The following is a 17,734-nucleotide window of genomic DNA, read 5'->3' as shown; positions in this document are numbered from 1 at the left end:
CTTGGGCCGTGGACGAGGGCCGGGGGCGGGCCATTTCGGCGCCGTTTTGGGCTGATCGCGCCGCGGCATGCCATGGCAAAGTCCAGGCTGCGCATTTATCTTTGCTGGCAGCGCTGGGAGAACGAGCGAAGGGCGATGTCCATGAATATGTCAGGCAAGACGGTGCTGATCACTGGTTCCACCGATGGCGTCGGCCGCTACGTGGCGATGAAGCTGGCATCCGCCGGCGCCCGGGTCCTGATCCATGGCCGCGATACCAAGCGGGCGCAGGTCCTCGCCGACGAGATCAAGCGGGTGTCCGGCCGCGAGCCGATGTTCTATCAGGCCGATCTGTCCTCGCTTGCCGAGGTCCGCGAGTTCGCCCAGCTGGTGCTCGACGACCAGGAGCGCCTCGATGTTCTGGTCAGCAATGCCGGCATCGGTTCGCAGAACGACGGGCCGGCGCGGCAGACCAGCAAGGACGGCCACGAGCTCCGCTTCGCGGTCAACTATCTCGCCGGCTTCCTGCTCGCGCATCTCTTGCTGCCGCGGCTCAAGGCGAGCACGCCGGCGCGCATCGTCAATGTCGCCTCGCTCGGCCAGCACCCGATCGATTTCGGCGATGTGATGATCACCAAGAACTACAGCGGCGCCCGCGCCTACGCGCAGAGCAAGCTGTCGCAGATCATGTTCACCATCGACCTCGCCGCGGAGCTCGAAGGTTCCGGCGTGACCGTCAATTCGCTGCATCCGGCGACCTACATGAACACCACCATGGTGCGCGCCAGCGGCGCGACGCCGATCTCGACCGTCGAGCAGGGCGGCGACGCCATCCTGCGTCTGGTGCAGGACGACGACGTCGCCGGCCGGAGCGGGCTGTTCTTCGACGGCAAGCGCGAGGCCCGCGCCCATGCCCAGGCCTATGACGCCGAGGCGCGCAAGCGGCTGCGGACGTTGAGCCTGACGCTTACCGGGCTGCGGATTTCCTGACGCGGCGCGCGGCCGGCGAGCCTTGGCTACGGCTTTGGGTGCGGATCGCTTCGAACAGGCGCTTGCAGGCGGCCTGAACGCCGCGATCGGGCATGGTTGCAATGCCGAGCAGCAAGCCCGGCTGCGCGCGTTTCGGTGAGAGATACCAGGGAGAGAGCGGGGCGGGTGCCAGCCCATGCGAGAGCACCTGCCGCGCGATCGCGACATCGTCGGCCTTGTCGGGCAGCGTCAGCATCACGGCGAGGCCGGCAACCCGCACGTCGTTGCTCCATGGCCGCAGCGCAGCCGTCAGCGCATCGCGGCGCTCGCAATAGGCCCGCTTGGTTCGCCGGAGATGGCGGATATAGTGGCCGTCGCGCATGAACTCCGCGGTGGAAAGCTGCACGGCTGGTCCCGGAGCAGGAGCGAGGCATGTCGCGACATCGGCGAACTGCGCCGCCAGCTGCTCGGGCGCAACCAGGAAGCCGAGCCGAAGCGTCGGCGAGATCGTCTTGCTGAAGGAGCCGAGATGGATCACGCGGCCAGCACGGTCGAGCGAGGCCAGCGCGGGCGCGGCGCGGCCATCGAGCTGCAGCTCGCCGAGATAGTCGTCCTCGATGATCCAGGCGCCGGTTTGCGCGGCCCAATCGAGCAGTTGCGCGCGACGCTTCGCGGACAATGGCGGACCGAGCGGCGCCTGCTGTCCCGGCGTCACGACCGCGAGCGCCGCGTCGGGCGCGTACCTGAGGCCGTGGTCGATATCGACGCCGTCGCCGTCGACAGGGATCGGGGCGAGCTCCAGCCGGGCGAGCTCGAGCCCCTTTCGGGTCAATGGAAATCCCGGGTCTTCCATCCATGCGCGGCGACCTTCGAGGCCGAGCACGCGCAGCGCGAGGCCGAGGCCGCCGCTGAAGCCCGAGGTGATGACGATCTGCGCAGGCGAGCATTCAAGCCCGCGCGCGATCGCGAGGTGCGCTGCGATTTCGCGCCGCAACTCGAGCTCGCCGCGCGGATCGATGGTGCGGGTCACCGCGCTCAATTCCGCCCGGACGGCGCGGGCGCGGATTCGCGCCAGCAGCTTTGCAGGGAGAGCGTCCTGCGCGGGGACGCCCATCCGGAAGTGTCCCTGACCGCTCAGGTCATGAAACATCTCCACGACCGAGCCGGGAGCGATCGGCGCATCGGGTTTTGCAGTTGTCCTCGGCCGCCTGGCGACGGTGGTTCCGTTCGCCTTCGACGATACGATGTGCTGGCCGTCCGACAGTTTTTCGTAGGCCGCCCGAACGGTGCCGCGCGCAACGCCGAGCTGCGCGGCGAGGTCGAGCCATGACGGCAACCGGGCGCCCGGCACCAGCACGCCATTGTCGATCGCCGCCGCAATCGCCTTGCGGATCTGCTCGGAGAGCGGCGTCCTGGCCGAGCGATCGAGCGCGATGGGAAGCGGGGTGGGCATGGCCCGTGGTACACCAATTCGGTTCATTCTTGGTGCTTCTTTTCACTCCCGCGTGCTCGCATTTATCCGACAGCAATGGAGGCACGAGATGAAGACCTTATGGATGCTGCTGCTGGCCTGCACCGCGCTTGCGACGCCGGCAAAAGCGCAATCGGTGACGCCGAAATTCGAGCACGCCATCACCAACATTCCCGGCAAGTCGCTGATCGCGGTCGAGGTCAATTTCCCGCCGGGCGAGCCGTCGGCGCCGCATCATCATGCCAAGTCGGCCTTTCTCTACGTCTACGTGCTGCAGGGCGCGATCGAGAGCCAGCTGGAGGGCGAGGCCGCGCACATCTATCGGGCCGGGGATAGCTTCTTCGAGCCGCCCGGGGCCCATCACGTGCTCGGGCGAAATGCCAGCGCGACCGAGCCGGCGAAGCTGCTCGCGGTGTTCGTCGTCGACAGCAACGACAAGGCGCTGACCGTCTTCGACAAGGAAGGACACAAGCCGTGAGCATGCGGATCGATTACAGCAAGGTCGCGCCGGCGGGCATCAAGGCGCTCGGTGGCGTCTATGGCTACCTCACGCAATGCGGCCTCCCGGCGGCGCTGATCGAGCTCGTCTATCTGCGCATCTCGCAGATCAATGGCTGCGCCTATTGCCTCGACATGCATACGCGCAGCTTGCGAAAAATGGGCGTTGCGATCGAGAAGCTGGCGCTGCTCCAGGTCTGGCGCGAAGCGGAGGTTCTGTTCGACGCCGAGGAGCGCGCGGCGCTGGCCTGGGCCGAAACCGTCACCCGCGTGGCGGAGACCGCGATCCCGGACGGGGATCACCAGGCGGCCCGCGCGGTGTTCAACGAGAAGCAACTGGTCGACCTGACCATCGCGATCGGCCTGATGAACACCTACAACCGGATCGCAATCGGCTTCCGCAATCCGCCGCAGGCCGTGCGCGAGCATTCCGCCGCGGCGTGATTTCGTAGGGTGCGTTAGCCGCCCACGCGCGCGGTCGTTCGACACGCGATGGCGCAAGGCGTAACCCACCATTTATGTCGCACATAGATGGTGGGTTACGGTTCGCTAACGCACCCTACGAGCTGACGTGCTAGCTCTGACGCTGTGCGAGATAGAATCCGGCCAATACCGTGACCAATCCGGCTGCCTGCAACGTGGTCGGCGGCTCGCCAATCAGCAGCCATCCCAGCAGCAAGGTCAGCACCGGCACGGTCGCGGGAAATACGGCGGCGCGGGCTACGCCGAGCCGCTGGATCGACAGCGCGAACAAATACATGGCTGCGGGCCCGGCCAGGATGCCCTGGGCGACGGCTTGCAACGCATTCTCGTTCAGGCCGATGGCCGCATCGCGCGCCAGCCCGCCCGAGGCGGCATACAGCGGAAACAGCGAGAGCGACAGCACGCTGATGACGGTCGCCACCGAGAACGCGGACACACGCCAATAGCGTACCAGTGTGGCGAAGCCTGCAAACATCAAGCCGGTCGTGACGAAGATCAAATCGCCCATCACGGCACTCAATCCCATATGGCCGATTGACTCGCTCCCGATCACGGCAAGCCCGATCACGATGACGACGGCGCCGGCGACCCGGGAGGGTGAGATCTGTTCCTTCAGCAGGACGACCGCGAGGAACAGCCCGCCCAGGGTCGCGCAGGAAGGCTGGATCACGCTGCCATGCCCGAGGGGCACGAACACGAAGCCGGCATAGCTGATCAGCGACATCACCGGACCGCCCAGCATCATCAGCGCCATGCCGCGGCCCCATCCGATGCCGCAGAGGTCTTTCAGGCCGGCGCGTACAACGAGCGGGATGAACACGATGCCCGACCACAGGAAGCGATGCATCAAGAGGTCCACCGGTGTGAACCCGATTTTCAGGCCGTGCCGGGTCGCCACGAAGCCGAGAGCCCAGCAAAGCGCCGCGCCGAGACCGCATGCGACCCCGAGCAGAATGGCTTTCTTGTCAGGAAGGGCCGCCGTCTTGGGGCGGGCCGCATGTTTGTTCATGCCGGACGACTACGTTAGCTGCCAAGGCGGATCAACCCATCGCGATGCAGGGCTGATTGGCGCAGCGGCCGATTGCGAAGTTCTTCTTTAGCGACGAACGTGCAGGCTTGCCGCGGTCCGCTTGTACTATTGGCCTCGTGCAGCTGCGCGCCATGCACGCGCCTTGGCTGTGGTCTCCTGGACGAAAGCATCCTTGCCGGTCCGATAGGCTTCGATGTCGTCTTTTGAGCAGGCGGCGAGGGCCCGCTTGATCTCGGCATAGGCGCTTGCCGCCTCGCCGTGCGCGCGCAGATAATCGCGAAACACCAGGCGTGCTTCCCAACGCGGATGGGACGGCTCCATCATATGCAGATGGTGGGTCCACGGACCCGGAGGTCCCTTGCGGAAGAACAACTCGCCGGGGATCCACGACGCATATTCCGGCATGTAGATATAGCCGAGCGCCTCAAGCGGCTCGATGCAGCGTTGCCTGGCCTCTTCGAGGCTGCGCACGCCGACCAGCACGTCGATGATCGGCTTCGACGGGAGACCTGGAACGGCCGTGCTGCCGACATGCTCAATGGCCAATGCGAACGCGCCGAGAGCCTGCGCGATCCGCGTGTGCTCCTGCGCGAACAAGGCGGGCCAGTTGGGGTCATAGTCTGAGACGACAATCGACCCTGCGCCGTATTTCTCCACGTTCACCCCCTGATCGTCGTTTACAGAGTATCACGTGGGCGGCACTCGTAGGGTGGGTTAGCCGAAGGCGTAACCCGCCGTCCTTGTTGGCATAGTTGGTTGGTGGGTTACGCTTCGCTAACCCACCCTACGATTCCTGCTTCACCTCGACAGGCTTTTTCGCGAACTGCGGGAAAGTCTCGGCCACGACAGGTCCATCCAGCCGCCACGAATAGCAGCCGCCGACGAAGAACGGCGGCTCGGTGGCGTCCTGCTGGTGATCGAGCGCGCCGCGGCCCTGCGGGTCCTTGCCGGAGGTCGCGGTCTGGAACAGCGTCGTCACCGCCGGACCCAGCAGCTCAGCGAGATGGGTGCAGGTCTCGAGCCTGCCGATCTTGCGGCGGACCAGCTCGCGCCAGCCCTTGCCGATGCGTTCGCCAACCAGGCGCTGCAGGATGCTTTCGACGTCGAGGCAGGACGGGTAGGGCGTCGACGCCATCGTGGTGCCGGTCTCGCAGATCGTAAAGCTGTCGTCGACAGCGAGCCGCAGCCTGATGTCGTGTACGGGATCGTCGGGCTGCTGCAGGCCGCGATGCCTGTCGTGCCGCGCATAAGGCTTGGTGTCGACCAGCCGCGCCTCGACTTCCCACAGCCCGTCGTCGCGGAGATAACCGAGACATTCGACGGAGCGGCGGTGCATCAGGCGGCGGGGCTTGCCGTCGGCGTTGGTATCAGGTGCGGACATCGGAACTCGCTGGATTGAACCTCGAATTGATCCAATCGGCAGCAAGCTGCGATGTCAACGCTCGCGGCTGAATGGTGTCATGAGACCCTGTCATTCCGGGGCGATGCGGAGCATCGAGCCCGGAATCTCGAGATTCCGGGTTCATGCTTCGCATGCCCCGGAATGACGGGATTGGAGCCCGAACGCCGTCAGCTCACGCGCCGCTCCCGGTTCTCCCAATACGGCTTGCGCAACTCGCGCTTCAGGATCTTGCCGGCGCCGGAGAGCGGCAGCGGGGTCGAGGTGATGTCGACGCTGCGCGGGCATTTGTAGCCGGCGATCAGCGTCTTGCAGTGCTCCATCAGCTCTTCCGGCGTGGCGCTGGCGCCGCTCTTCATCACCACGACGGCGTGGACCTGCTCGCCCCAGCGCTCGCTCGGGATGCCGATCACGGCGCATTGCGCCACCGCCGGATGCTGGGCCAGGGCGTTCTCGACCTCGGCCGAATAAACGTTCTCGCCGCCGGAGATGATCATGTCCTTGACGCGGTCGACCACGTAGACGAAGCCGTCCTCGTCCATGTAGCCGCCGTCGCCGGTATGCATCCAGCCGTCGATCACGGCGCGCGCGGTCTCCTCGTGCCGCTCCCAATAGCCCATCATCACCATATCGCCGCGCACCGCGATCTCGCCGACGGTGCCCGTCGGCACCACCTTGTCTTCCGCATCGACGATCTTCACTTCGGCGCCAAGCGTGGCGCGGCCGGCGCCGCGATGCCGGCCCTTGGCGCGGCCGTCGCCGATATGCTCCTTCCAGTGCAGCAGCGTCGCGATCGGCGACAGCTCGGTCATGCCGTAGGCCTGGGTGAATTCGACATGCGGCAGCGCCTTCATGGCGCGCATCATCACGGCGTCGCTGATGACGGAGGCGCCGTAGGAGATCCGCTTCAAGGACGACAGGTCGTAACTGCCGAGCGTCGGATGATCGACGAACATCTGGATCATGGTCGGCACCAGCAGCACGTCGGTGATGCGTTCCTTCTGCACCGCGGCCGCGACGCCGTCGGGCGTGAAGCCCTGGATCACGACATTGGAGCCGCCGGACAGCAGCACCGAATACATCGCCGCGCCATTGGCGAGGTGGAACATCGGCGCGGCGTGAAGGTAGATCGAGGTGCCCGGCCACAGGCCTTCGCCGAGCGCGTTCAGCGCATTGGCCATCAGATTGCCGTGGCTCAGCATCACGCCCTTGGAGCGGCCGGTGGTGCCGCCGGTGTAGAAGATGCCGGCGAGATCGTCGCGGGTGCGCATCGCGTCCGGGATAGGTTCGCTGCGCGCGATCAGCGTCTCGTAATTCTCCATGCCGGCGGGCGTCTCGCCTTCGTCGGCATAGATCAGCTTCAGGCCGGGGATGGCGTTCGCCAGCGTCGTGCCGACCGGCGCAAACGCCTTGTCGACGAACAGGATCGTTGCGCGGCAGTCGCGCAACGCGTCCTCGTTCTCGATCGGAGACCAGCGGATGTTGAGCGGCACGATCACGGCGCCGGCCCAGCCGACGGCGAGATACAGCTCGAGATAGCGGTCGGAGTTCAGCGACAGGATCGCGACGCGGTCGCCGTTGTCTGCGCCAAGCGAGCGGATCGCGGCGGCGAGGCGCGCGACGCGGTGCCGACCTCGCGCCAGCTGCGCCGCCGCTCACCGCAGACGACCGCGAGCCCGTTTGGATTGACCTGCAGCGCCCGCCGCAGCCCGTGCGTGATGTTCACTCCCGTCCTCCCTTGATGCGTTTCCCACGTTTCCCTTGCGAGGCGGTTTGTCCGCCTTCTTGCGCATTGATGTCGTGGCAATCCCCTCGGTGAGGCGGATCGCGAATTCCTCGGCGACGGCGTGTCCGGTCAACTCACCGCCGGGCTGGAACCAGTGCCCGATCCAGTTCAGCGAACCGGCGATGGCGAAGGCCGCGAGCTTCGGGTCGCAGGGTTTCACCGAACCGTCCGCGATGCCAATAGCGATATAGTCGCGGAAGGCGCGGTCGATCCGCCGCTTCGCGGTCTGCACGATCTTGCGGTTATGCTCGCTGAGATCGCGGAGATCGAACCGGACCAGGCTCTTGCCGTAGTCCGTCGTCATCAGTTCGGCATAGCGGATGGTGAGCTTGCGCAGCTTGTCGAGGCCGCTGCCGCCGCCGGCCGAGGTCTCGCCAATGCAGTCGTCGACCAGTTCATGGCCGATCGACCAGCACTCGAACAGGATCTCGTCCTTGCCGCGGAAGTAATTGTAGAGCGCGGGCTTGGTGATGTTGAGCCGCTTGGCGACGTCGTTCAGCGTGGCGCGGTGATAGCCCTGTTCGAGGAACAGCTGCACGGCGGCGCGCAGCACGGCTTCGCGCTTCTCGTCGCGGGCGCGGCGCCGGCTCTCGAACGGCAGCCAGGGCGACTCGGTGTTGGAAAGGGGGAAGCGGGCGTCCATCGCGTGGCTGTTGTCGCATTGACTCCGGAAGGTTGCCCGTATATTACCCATGGGTAACAAATAGTCCAGTGGGTAATTTCCGGGAGGACACGCGATGACGTCACGCACCTATGTTGCCGGGGTCGGCATGATCCCGTTCGTCAAGCCCGGCGCCAATGCGCCGTATCATGTGATGGGTGCGGAGGCGGCCAAGCTCGCGCTCACTGATGCCGGGCTCGATTACGGCCGGGTGCAGCAGGCCTATGTCGGCTATGTCTATGGCGACTCCACCTGCGGGCAGCGCGCGCTCTATCCGGTCGGCATGACCGGCATCCCGATCGTCAACGTCAACAACAACTGCTCGACCGGCTCGACCGCGCTGTTCCTGGCGCGGCAGGCGATTGAATCGGGCGCGGCCGATTGCGTGATGGCGCTCGGCTTCGAGCAGATGAAGCCCGGCGCGTTGGGCGCCGTGTTCACCGATCGTCCCAGTGCGTTCGACGATTTCGACGCCGCCGCCGACAAGCTGGTCGATGCGCCCGGCGTGCCGCTGGCGCTGCGTTATTTCGGCGGTGCGGGTCTGAGCCACATGAAGAAGTACGGCACGCCACTGTCGGCGTTCGCCAAGGTGCGCGCCAAGGCGAGCCGTCACGCCAAGAACAATCCGTTGGCGCTGTTCCGCAAGGAGGTGACCGCCGACGACGTGATGAACGACCAGGTGATCTGGCCCGGCGTGATGACGCGGCTGATGGCATGCCCGCCGACCTGCGGCGGCGCCGCAGCGATCCTGGTCTCGGAGAAGTTCGCCGACCAGCACGGCCTCAACAAGAGCGTCCGCATCGCGGCACAGGCGATGACGACCGACACGCCCTCGACCTTCGGTGCCTCGGACATGATGCAGGTGGTCGGCTACGACATGGCGCGCGACGCCGCGAACAAGGTCTATGAGGCCGCCGGCATCGGGCCTGATGATCTCGACGTCGTCGAGCTGCACGACTGCTTCGCCCATAACGAGCTGATCACCTATGAAGGGCTCGGCCTGTGCGGACAGGGCGAGGCCGCGAAATTCATCGATGACGGCGACAATACCTACGGAGGGAGGATCGTCACCAATCCGTCCGGCGGGCTGCTGTCGAAGGGCCATCCGCTCGGCGCCACCGGCCTCGCGCAGTGCTACGAGCTGACGCGGCAGCTGCGCGGCACGGCTGCTGCGACGCAAGTGGAAGGCGCGCGGCTCGGCTTGCAGCACAATCTCGGCCTTGGCGGCGCCTGCGTCGTGACGCTCTACGAACGCGTCTGAGGCATCCATGGTCGATCAATCCGCCGTCGGGCGTACGTTTACGCCCGTGACCGCGCGCGTCGAGCCGGGGCGCCTGCGCTTCTTCCTCGATACGCTCGGCGAGACCAATCCGGTCTATCGTGATGGGGCGGCGGCGCCGGTGCCGCCGACCTATCTGTTCTGCCTGGAGATGATGGACGCGGCCGAGCCGTTCGAGTTCCTGACCGCGCTCGACATCGATCTCGCCCGCGTGCTGCATGGCGAGCAGCGGTTCGACTATCACGCCCCCGTGGTCATCGGCGACACCCTGACGTTCCGGCCGCGCGTTACCAGCGTGACCGAGAAGAAGGGCGGGGCGATGACGCTGATCGTGGTCGAAACCGCGGTCACCAACCAGGGCGGCATCCACGTCGCCGATACCTCGCGCACCATCGTGGTGCGCAATGCGAGGCCGTCATGAGCAGCAGCGTCCCGTCGGTCGGCGACCGCATCGTCCACAAGGAATTTCCGCCGATCACCCGCCATCGCCTCGCGCTGTATTGCGGTGCTTCCGGCGATCACAATCCGATCCATGTCGACATCGACTTTGCGGAGGCGGCCGGCTTTCCCGACGTGTTTGCGCACGGCATGCTGGTCATGGGCTATCTCGGCCAGGCGCTGACGGACGCGGTCGCGCCGTCGCGCATCCGTTCGTTCTCGACGCGCTTTGCCGCGATCACCCAGCTCGGCGCCGCGTTGACCTGCGAAGGCACAGTGACCGAGCTGATCGAGCAGGGCGGTGAGAAGCGGGCAAAACTCGCGCTGACCACGAAGGATCAGAACGGTGAGGTCAAGCTCGCGGGGGAAGCGGTTATCGCGCTCTGATTGGCCGCGCCGCTACCGCAGCGGTACTGGGGCTCCCTCCCCCGCAAGCGGGAGAGGTGAAGAAAGAAGATCACTTGTTTGAGGGAGGAACCATGTCGAAACTGCAAGGCAAGGTCGCGCTCGTCTCCGGATCGGGCCGCGGCATCGGGCGCGCGATTGCGCTGAAGCTCGCGAGCGAGGGCGCGAAGGTCGTGGTCAACGACCTCGACGCCGAGCCGGGCAATGCCGTCGTCGCCGAGATCAAGGCCATGGGCGGTGAGGCGATCGCGGTCAATGGCAGCGTCGTCGAGACCGGCTTTGCCGATCGTTTCGTCGGTGCGGCCATCGCGCAGTTCGGCGGCCTCGACATCATCGTCAACAATGCCGGCTACACCTGGGACTCGACGATCCAGAAGATGTCGGACGAGCAGTTCCAGGCGATGCTCGACGTCCATCTGGTCGCCCCGTTCCGCATCCTGCGCGCGGCGTCCGAGCCGATCCGGGTGATGGCGAAGAAGGAGGCGGAGGCCGGCCGCGAGGTGTTCCGCAAGGTCGTCAACATCTCCTCGATCGCGGGTCTCTACGGCAATGCCGGGCAGGCGAGCTACTCCTCGGCCAAGGCGTCGCTGATCGGATTGACGCGCACGATGTGCAAGGAGTGGGGCCGCTACAAGGTCAACGTCAATTGCGTGGCGTTCGGCCTGATCAACACCCGCCTCACCCAGCCGATCGAGACCCAGCAGAAGACCATCGACGTCGCCGGCCGCGACATCAAGGTCGGCGTGCAGCCGCAGATGCTGGAGGCGATGGGCCGGATGATCCCGCTCGGCCGCGGCGGCACGCCGGAAGAGGCGGCGGACGCGGTCTATCTGTTCTGCGCTCCGGAATCGAACTACATCAGTGGTCAGGTGATCGTCGCCGGCGGCGGCCTTCTGATCTGACCATAGCGTTTTCAAGCGAAGTGGATGCCGGTTCGCGTCAAGAAAACGCGTCAAAAATCATTATGGGGGAATGATGCACTACCGATCGTCCTGGATGACCGAGGAGCTGGACACCTTCCGTGACCAGTTCCGCAAATTCCTCGCCAAGGATCTTTTGCCGCACGCCGAGAAATGGCGCGAGCAGAAGCTGGTCGATCGCTCCGCCTGGCGCGCGCTCGGCGAGATGGGCGCGCTGCTGCCGAGCGTGCCGGAGGCCTATGGCGGCTTAGGGGCTACCTTCGCCTATGACGCCGCCGTGCTCGATGACCTGGAGAGCACAGTGCCGGAGCTGACCACCGGCGTCTCCGTGCACAGCGCGATCGTCGCGCACTACATCGTCAACTACGGCACGGAGGAGCAGAAAAAGCGCTGGCTGCCGAAGATGGCGTCGGGCGAGATGGTCGGCGCCATCGCGATGACCGAGCCCGGCACCGGCTCCGACCTGCAGGCCGTCAAGACCACGGCGAAGAAGCAGGGCAGTTCCTACGTCATCAACGGCCAGAAGACATTTATTACCAACGGCCAGGCCGCCGATCTCGTCATCGTGGTGGCGCGCACCGGAGCGCCGGGCGCGAAAGGCATCTCCCTGATCGTCGTGGAGACCGCCGGAGCCGAGGGCTACCGGCGCGGCCGCAACCTCGACAAGATCGGCCTGCACGCGTCCGACACGCCGGAGCTGTTCTTCGACAATGTCACGGTGCCGCCCGAAAGCCTGCTCGGCGGCGAGGAGGGCAGCGGCTTCGTCCAGCTGATGCAGCAATTGCCGCAGGAGCGGCTGTCGCTCGCGATCGGGGCGGTCGCCTCGATGGAACGCGCGGTCAAGATTACCGCCGAATACACCAAGGCGCGCACCGCCTTCGGCAAGCCGCTGATCGAATTCCAGAACACCGCATTCACGCTCGCCGAGCGCAAGACCGAGGCGATGATCGCCCGCGTGTTCGTCGACTGGTGCGTCGAGCGCCTGGTTGCCGGCGACCTCGACACCGTGACGGCTTCGATGGCGAAATGGTGGTGCTCGCAGAAGCAGGTCGAGACCGCGGACGAATGCCTGCAGCTGCATGGCGGCTACGGCTACATGCAGGAATATCCGATCTCGCGGATGTTCATCGATGCCCGCATCCAGAAGATCTATGGCGGCACCAACGAGATCATGAAGGTTTTGATCGCGCGCTCGCTGTGAAGCTTTGCTGTCATTCCGGGGCATGCGAAGCATGAACCCGGAATCTCGCGCCGCAACTTCGAGATTCCACAATGCGCAACTGCGCATTGGGGTTCGATGCTGGCGCATCGCCCCGGAATGACGGAGTCCCTGCGGCGGCGCGGCAACCGCCCGCTCTGCGCAAGTCAGCGGGCCTGACGCACTGCCCTTTCCCTGCCGCATGGCTCGATGCCGCCGCTGCATCCCGCGGCGAGTTCGGCCTTGCGCCATAATCCCGTCTATCATACCCCCGTCGGACCACGTTCCGCGCGAGCCGCAAGCGCGCGCCAATGCCGCAGGGAGCCCTCATGACCAAAAGCAACGCCCGCACCGGAGGCCAGATCCTGATCGACCAGCTGGTCGCGCAAGGGGTGGAGCGCGTCACCTGCGTGCCGGGCGAGAGCTACCTGGCGGCGCTCGATGCCCTGCATGACAGCCCGATCGACGTCGTGATCTGCCGCGCCGAGGGCGGTGCGGCGATGATGGCGGAGGCCTATGGCAAGCTCACCGGGCGTCCCGGCATCTGCTTCGTCACCCGCGGTCCCGGCTCGACCAACGCCGCGCACGGCGTGCACATCGCGATGCAGGATTCTACCCCGATGATCCTGTTCGTCGGCCAGGTCGACACCGGCATGCGCGAGCGCGAGGCGTTCCAGGAACTCGACTACAAGGCGGTGTTCGGCACCATGGCGAAATGGGCGGTGGAGATCGATCGTCCGGACCGCATTCCGGAACTGGTCGCGCGCGCCTTCCGCGTCGCGCTGCAGGGCCGTCCCGGTCCGGTCGTGATCTCGCTGCCGGAGAACATGCTGACTGAAACCGCAGCGGTTGCCGACGCGCCGAAGGTCGAGCCTGCGGTCACTTGGCCGGCGCCGTCGGATCTCGAGCGCCTCGGCAGCATGCTCGCCGGCGCCAGGGCGCCGATCGTGGTGCTCGGCGGCTCGGCCTGGACACAAGAGGCCGCCAGGAGCATTGCGCGCTTTGCCGAGCGCTTCGATCTGCCGGTCGCAACCTCGTTCCGCCGCGCCTCGCTGTTCGACGCCGACCATTCGCATTATGCCGGCGATCTCGGCATCGGCCCGAGCCCGAAGCTCAGGGATCGCTTCACCGGCGCCGACGTCATTCTCCTGATCGGCGGCCGCATGTCGGAGATGCCGTCCTCGTCCTACACGCTGCTCGACATTCCGGTGCCGAGCCAGAAGCTCATTCACGTGCACCCGGGCCCCGAAGAGCTCGGCCGCGTCTACCAGCCGGCGCTGGCGATCCAGGCGACGCCTGCGGCCTTCGCCGCCGCGGTCGAGAGCATGAAGCCCGCAGCCGCGCCCGCCTGGACGGGCGAGGCGGCCAAGGCGCACGCGGATTATCTTGCCTGGACCGACAAGCCGCGCGAGCTGCCGGGCCATTTCCAGTACGGCGAGGTCGTGACCTGGCTGCGCGATCGGCTGCCGAAGGATGCGATCGTCTGCAACGGCGCCGGCAATTACGCCGGCTGGATTCATCGCCACCATCGCTTCCACACTTTCGCGGCCCAACTCGCGCCGACCTCGGGCTCGATGGGCTATGGCGTGCCGGCGGCCGTGATGGCCAAGCGGCAGCATCCGGATCGCGTCGTCGTCGCGTTCGCCGGCGACGGCTGCTTCCTAATGAACGGGCAGGAGTTTGCCACCGCCGTGCAGTATGACGCAGCGCTGATCGTCGTCGTCATCGACAATGCGCAATACGGCACCATCCGCATGCATCAGGAGCGCGATTATCCCGGCCGAGTCGTCGGCACCCAGCTCAAGAACCCGGATTTCGCGCTCTATGCCAAGGCGTTCGGCGGCCATGGCGAGCGAGTCGAGCGCACCGAAGAATTCGCGCCCGCCTTTGAGCGTGCGCTGGCCTCCGGCAAGCCGGCGATCCTGCACTGCCTGGTCGATCAGCGCGCGCTGTCGGTCGGCAAGGATTTTGTGCCGCAAGTATGATCCGGAAAAGTGTGAAGCGGTTTTCAGGAGAGATCATGCCCAAGCAAGAGGCCGCGCGCTGATGCCGAGACTGCCGGCCGTCACGTTGCGATCATCGGCGCCGGCGCGGTCGGCGTGATCAGTGCCATCGAGGCGCTGCGCGCGGGCCACCGAGTCACGCTGATCGATCCGGGCGAGCCCGGCGGCACCCAGGCGGCGAGCTATGGCAATGCCGGCTGGCTGTCGTCGCATTCGGTGATCCCGCCGGCCGAGCCCGGCACCTGGAAGAAGGTGCCGTTCTATCTGATGGACCCGCTCGGGCCGCTTGCGATCCGCTGGTCGTATCTGCCGAAGGCCTTGCCGTGGCTGATCAAGTATCTGCTGTCGAGCCGGACCGAGGCGCAGGTCGAGGCCACCGCGCGGGCGATGCGCGATCTGCTCAAGGACGCGCCGCTACTGCACCGGCAGCTCGCCGAGGAAGCCGGCGTGCCCGAGCTGATCGAGCGGCGCGGGGTGATGCACGTATTTCCCTCGCGCGCGCCGTTCGACCGCGATCTCGGCTGGCGCATCCGCAAGCGCGTCGGCATCGAATGGCTGGAGCTCGATGAAGACGAGATGCGCCAGCGCGAGCCCGATCTGCATCCGCGCTACAAGTTCGGCGTCGTGGTGGAGGAGGCCGGCCGCTGCCGCGATCCCGGCGCCTATGTCGCAGCGCTCGCCGCGCACGCGATCGCGAACGGCGCTGAGCGCGTTGCTGCCAAGGCCATAGGCCTCAAGCTCGCGGGCGACAGGCTCGTCGCCGTGGTCACCGAAACCGGCGAGATCGCCTGTGATGCGGCGGTCGTCGCCGCCGGTGCACGCTCGAAGCAACTGACCGCATCGATCGGCGATCCGTTGCCGCTGGAAACCGAGCGCGGCTATCACGTCATGATCGAGAATCCGGAATCCGGGCCGCGCAGTTCGATGATGGCCTCGGATGCCAAGATGGTGGTCAACTGGACCGACAAGGGCCTGCGCGCCGCCGGCACGGTGGAGATCGCGGGGCTCGACGCCGAGCCGAACTGGAAGCGCGCCGAGATCCTGCGCGAGCATCTGCTCAGTATGTTCCCGAAACTGCCGAGGGACATTCCACCCTCGCGGATCAAGACCTGGTTCGGCCATCGCCCGAGCATGCCCGACGGGCGGCCCTGCATCGGCCATAGCCGCGCCTCGCGCGACGTGGTCTATGCGTTCGGCCACGGCCATGTCGGCCTGGTCGGCTCGGCCCGCACCGGCCGGCTGGTCGCGCAACTGCTCAGCGGCAAGGTGCCGGAGATTCCGCTGCAGCCGTTCGCGCCGTCACGCTTTTTGTAAGAAGTAGACCTCAGCTCCCGCCGGCCCAGGCCGCGATCGCGGCCGGCGCGATCACGCGTCTCGGCGTGTGCGGGTTGATCGTTCCGGCGCTGACGTCTTGAGTCTGCACAAGCAGGGTGCGCGCAAACGCCTTGGCATCCTGCTCGGTCGCGAAGGTGCGGGTCTGGCGCGCGAAGCGGTGGTGTCCGGCGTCAGGGGTCCTGATGGCGAACGAGACGTACCAGGTGGCCTTGTCCATCTTCATCGCGCGTCTCAGGCGACGGTGGTTAGCCCGCGCGATCGGGACGTGGTGCTGGATGTTCGATATGCAAAAAGTGCCAAGGGACGAATCCTGAAACACAACAGATGACGGCTAATTGGCTCTTCGGCGGACAGGAATGCTACAGGATCGGCGCGGATACCGATACTGGCGGCATATTACCTCTCAACCGTTGGGTGAAATGACAATGCGTTGTTGCGGTGTCGGTTCCTGCGGTGCAATGACAGCGTTGGGACGGCGCGCTCGGGTGACCCAAGGGGCCGTGCCGGATCAGGAAATTGTAGGATGGGTAGAGCGCAGCGAAACCCATCCATTCCCTTCCGCGGCGCCAGTGATGGGTTTCGCTTTGCTCTACCCATCCTACGAGCTGCGCTCTACCCATCCTACGAGCTGCGAATCTATGGTTTGGATCGTTCGGCTTTTCAGAATTTAACTTGACGCCGGACCCAACTCAGATGTTCAATGTGCCTGTCTCACCCGACACGAGGGGCGCTTCGCGGTCGTCACGAACGTGGGTCGAGATGCGGTGGACGCTGAGTGTGCAACTGACGAGTGCGCACGCTGCGGACGGTGAAGTCGTGTGGTCCTGACGCCCTAGTGGTAGGTGTCTCCCCGCGAAACGCGAAAGCGATTTTGCGAGGGCGGTGACAAGCAAGCCCAGTCTCGCCGGGGAGAGCACGAAATAAGCCGTAACCCATCGCGCAGGGAAAGCCGGGTTGTTTCCGGTTACACCTGTGGTCCTACCTCCCGCGTTTTTTACTACGCGGGACCCATGGGTGCGATCGGCACCCGGCTTTCCCTGCGCCCTCTGCGAGAGGAGAGGACGGAATGAAGCGCAAGCCTCGGACAAATCATGTCGCGAGAATGCGGAAGCATGACTCACAGACCGTGCAACAAATTCAGTGTCGTCCCGGCCTTGAGCCGGGACCCATAACCACGAATGCGAATTGGATTGCAGAGCTGTAGCCACAGCTCATCTCAACAACACAACTCTATGGTTATGGGTCCCTGCTTTCGCAGGGACGACAGGGAAGATGCGACGATAGCGGTGTCTCTCTCACGATCCGATCCGCACCACCATCTTGCCCAGCGCCGCGCGGGTCTGCATCGTCGTGAACGCCGCGCGGAAATCTTCAAGCTCGAACACCTTGCCGACCACAGGCGTCAGTCGGCCGTCGTTCAGCCATGCCGACAATTGCGTCATCACGCGCGCCTGCGCCTCGGGCTCGCGGCGCGCGATCTGGGCGGCATCGACGCCGATCAGGAGGCCGCCCTTCAGAAGTGGCAGATTGAACGGCAGAGCGGGGATCTGGCCTGCCGCAAAGCCGACCACGACATGGCGGCCGTTCCAGGCGATCGAGCGGAACGCCTGCAGCGAGACCTCGCCGCCGACCGGATCGAAGATCACGTCGGGACCATGGCCGCCGGTTGCCTCCTTCAGCGCATCGCGCCAATCGGGCTTCGTGTAGTCGACGACAGCATCGGCGCCGAAGCTTGCGGCGAAGCTGCGCTTCGCGTCCGTCGAGGCGGCGGCGATGACGCGCGCGCCGAGCAGCTTGCCGACCTGGATCGCGGCGATGCCGGTGCGCCGGCGGCACCGAGCACCAGCAGCTGCTCGCCGGCCTTGAGCGAGCCGCGCTCG

General features: G+C 65.8%; 16 protein-coding genes and 2 pseudogenes. 10 read left to right on the top strand and 8 right to left on the bottom strand.

Going from position 1 to position 17,734, the window contains the following annotated elements:
* The first annotated feature begins 141 nt into the window (after positions 1-141).
* Entirely contained in the window at positions 142-969 is an 828-nt protein-coding gene (locus H8B02_RS21760; protein ID WP_229168136.1) for an SDR family NAD(P)-dependent oxidoreductase, read from the top strand.
* Here the strand turns inward: H8B02_RS21760 and pdxR are convergent.
* A complete protein-coding gene (gene pdxR, locus H8B02_RS21755) occupies positions 947-2,401 on the bottom strand; it encodes a MocR-like pyridoxine biosynthesis transcription factor PdxR (protein ID WP_229168135.1) in 1,455 nt (484 codons plus the stop codon). The genes H8B02_RS21760 and pdxR overlap by 23 nt on opposite strands.
* Before the next feature lie 88 nt (positions 2,402-2,489).
* Here pdxR and H8B02_RS21750 point away from each other — a divergent pair, with 88 nt between their 5' ends.
* A complete protein-coding gene (locus H8B02_RS21750) occupies positions 2,490-2,897 on the top strand; it encodes a cupin domain-containing protein (protein WP_229168133.1) in 408 nt (135 codons plus the stop codon).
* Positions 2,894-3,361, top strand: a complete 468-nt coding sequence (locus H8B02_RS21745; protein ID WP_229168131.1) for a carboxymuconolactone decarboxylase family protein — start codon at positions 2,894-2,896, stop codon at positions 3,359-3,361. Before H8B02_RS21750 ends, H8B02_RS21745 begins: the two co-directional genes overlap by 4 nt.
* Positions 3,362-3,491: 130 nt before the next feature.
* On the opposite strand, the gene H8B02_RS21740 is transcribed toward H8B02_RS21745, so the two are convergent.
* The 5 genes and pseudogenes from H8B02_RS21740 to H8B02_RS21720 all read right to left on the bottom strand — a co-directional run bounded on the left by H8B02_RS21740 (position 3,492) and on the right by H8B02_RS21720 (position 8,258).
* Positions 3,492-4,409, bottom strand: a complete 918-nt coding sequence (locus H8B02_RS21740) for a DMT family transporter (RefSeq protein ID WP_229168129.1) — start codon at positions 4,407-4,409, stop codon at positions 3,492-3,494.
* A gap of 126 nt (positions 4,410-4,535) precedes the next feature.
* Positions 4,536-5,093: a GrpB family protein gene (locus H8B02_RS21735; protein WP_229168127.1), complete on the bottom strand. Its 558-nt coding sequence runs from the start codon at positions 5,091-5,093 to the stop codon at positions 4,536-4,538.
* A 121-nt stretch (positions 5,094-5,214) separates the two neighbouring features.
* Complete coding sequence (locus H8B02_RS21730) at positions 5,215-5,811, bottom strand: DUF2889 domain-containing protein (RefSeq protein ID WP_229168125.1); 597 nt, start codon at positions 5,809-5,811, stop codon at positions 5,215-5,217.
* Between the two features lie 188 nt (positions 5,812-5,999).
* Positions 6,000-7,555 (bottom strand): annotated as a pseudogene (locus H8B02_RS21725) (acyl-CoA synthetase).
* Positions 7,485-8,258, bottom strand: a complete 774-nt coding sequence (locus H8B02_RS21720) for a TetR/AcrR family transcriptional regulator (RefSeq protein ID WP_229168124.1) — start codon at positions 8,256-8,258, stop codon at positions 7,485-7,487. Before H8B02_RS21720 ends, H8B02_RS21725 begins: the two are co-directional and overlap by 71 nt.
* A 94-nt stretch (positions 8,259-8,352) precedes the next feature.
* On the opposite strand from H8B02_RS21720, the gene H8B02_RS21715 reads away from it, so the two are divergent.
* From H8B02_RS21715 to H8B02_RS21685, 7 genes are all read left to right on the top strand, one after another.
* Positions 8,353-9,537: a lipid-transfer protein gene (locus H8B02_RS21715; RefSeq protein ID WP_229168122.1), complete on the top strand. Its 1,185-nt coding sequence runs from the start codon at positions 8,353-8,355 to the stop codon at positions 9,535-9,537.
* A gap of 7 nt (positions 9,538-9,544) precedes the next feature.
* A complete protein-coding gene (locus tag H8B02_RS21710; RefSeq protein ID WP_229168120.1) occupies positions 9,545-9,976 on the top strand; it encodes a MaoC family dehydratase N-terminal domain-containing protein in 432 nt (143 codons plus the stop codon).
* Positions 9,973-10,380 carry a MaoC family dehydratase gene (locus H8B02_RS21705; protein ID WP_229168119.1) on the top strand — a complete coding sequence of 136 codons (408 nt, stop codon included), beginning with the start codon at positions 9,973-9,975 and terminating at the stop codon, positions 10,378-10,380. The genes H8B02_RS21710 and H8B02_RS21705 overlap by 4 nt, the downstream gene beginning before the upstream one ends.
* Positions 10,381-10,472: 92 nt before the next feature.
* Positions 10,473-11,300: an SDR family NAD(P)-dependent oxidoreductase gene (locus H8B02_RS21700; protein ID WP_229168118.1), complete on the top strand. Its 828-nt coding sequence runs from the start codon at positions 10,473-10,475 to the stop codon at positions 11,298-11,300.
* A 73-nt stretch (positions 11,301-11,373) separates the two neighbouring features.
* The gene (locus H8B02_RS21695; RefSeq protein ID WP_229168117.1) at positions 11,374-12,519 is read left to right on the top strand and encodes an acyl-CoA dehydrogenase family protein; all 1,146 of its coding nucleotides are present in this window, start codon (positions 11,374-11,376) and stop codon (positions 12,517-12,519) included.
* A gap of 326 nt (positions 12,520-12,845) precedes the next feature.
* Positions 12,846-14,501 carry a thiamine pyrophosphate-binding protein gene (locus tag H8B02_RS21690; RefSeq protein ID WP_229168116.1) on the top strand — a complete coding sequence of 552 codons (1,656 nt, stop codon included), beginning with the start codon at positions 12,846-12,848 and terminating at the stop codon, positions 14,499-14,501.
* A gap of 114 nt (positions 14,502-14,615) precedes the next feature.
* Positions 14,616-15,833 carry an NAD(P)/FAD-dependent oxidoreductase gene (locus H8B02_RS21685; protein WP_229168115.1) on the top strand — a complete coding sequence of 406 codons (1,218 nt, stop codon included), beginning with the start codon at positions 14,616-14,618 and terminating at the stop codon, positions 15,831-15,833.
* Positions 15,834-15,843: 10 nt separating this feature from the next.
* Here H8B02_RS21685 and H8B02_RS21680 read toward each other — a convergent pair whose 3' ends face one another.
* Both H8B02_RS21680 and H8B02_RS21675 read right to left on the bottom strand, forming a co-directional pair.
* Positions 15,844-16,077 (bottom strand): hypothetical protein, encoded by a 234-nt coding sequence (locus H8B02_RS21680; RefSeq protein ID WP_229168114.1) that lies wholly within the window; start codon positions 16,075-16,077, stop codon positions 15,844-15,846.
* Between the two features lie 1,072 nt (positions 16,078-17,149).
* A pseudogene (locus tag H8B02_RS21675) lies at positions 17,150-17,734 on the bottom strand (zinc-binding dehydrogenase); the annotation flags it as partial.

The organism is Bradyrhizobium altum, from assembly GCF_020889705.1.
GTDB classification, from domain to species: Bacteria; Pseudomonadota; Alphaproteobacteria; order Rhizobiales; family Xanthobacteraceae; genus Bradyrhizobium; species Bradyrhizobium altum.
This window is presented reverse-complemented; position numbering and strand designations above follow the sequence as displayed.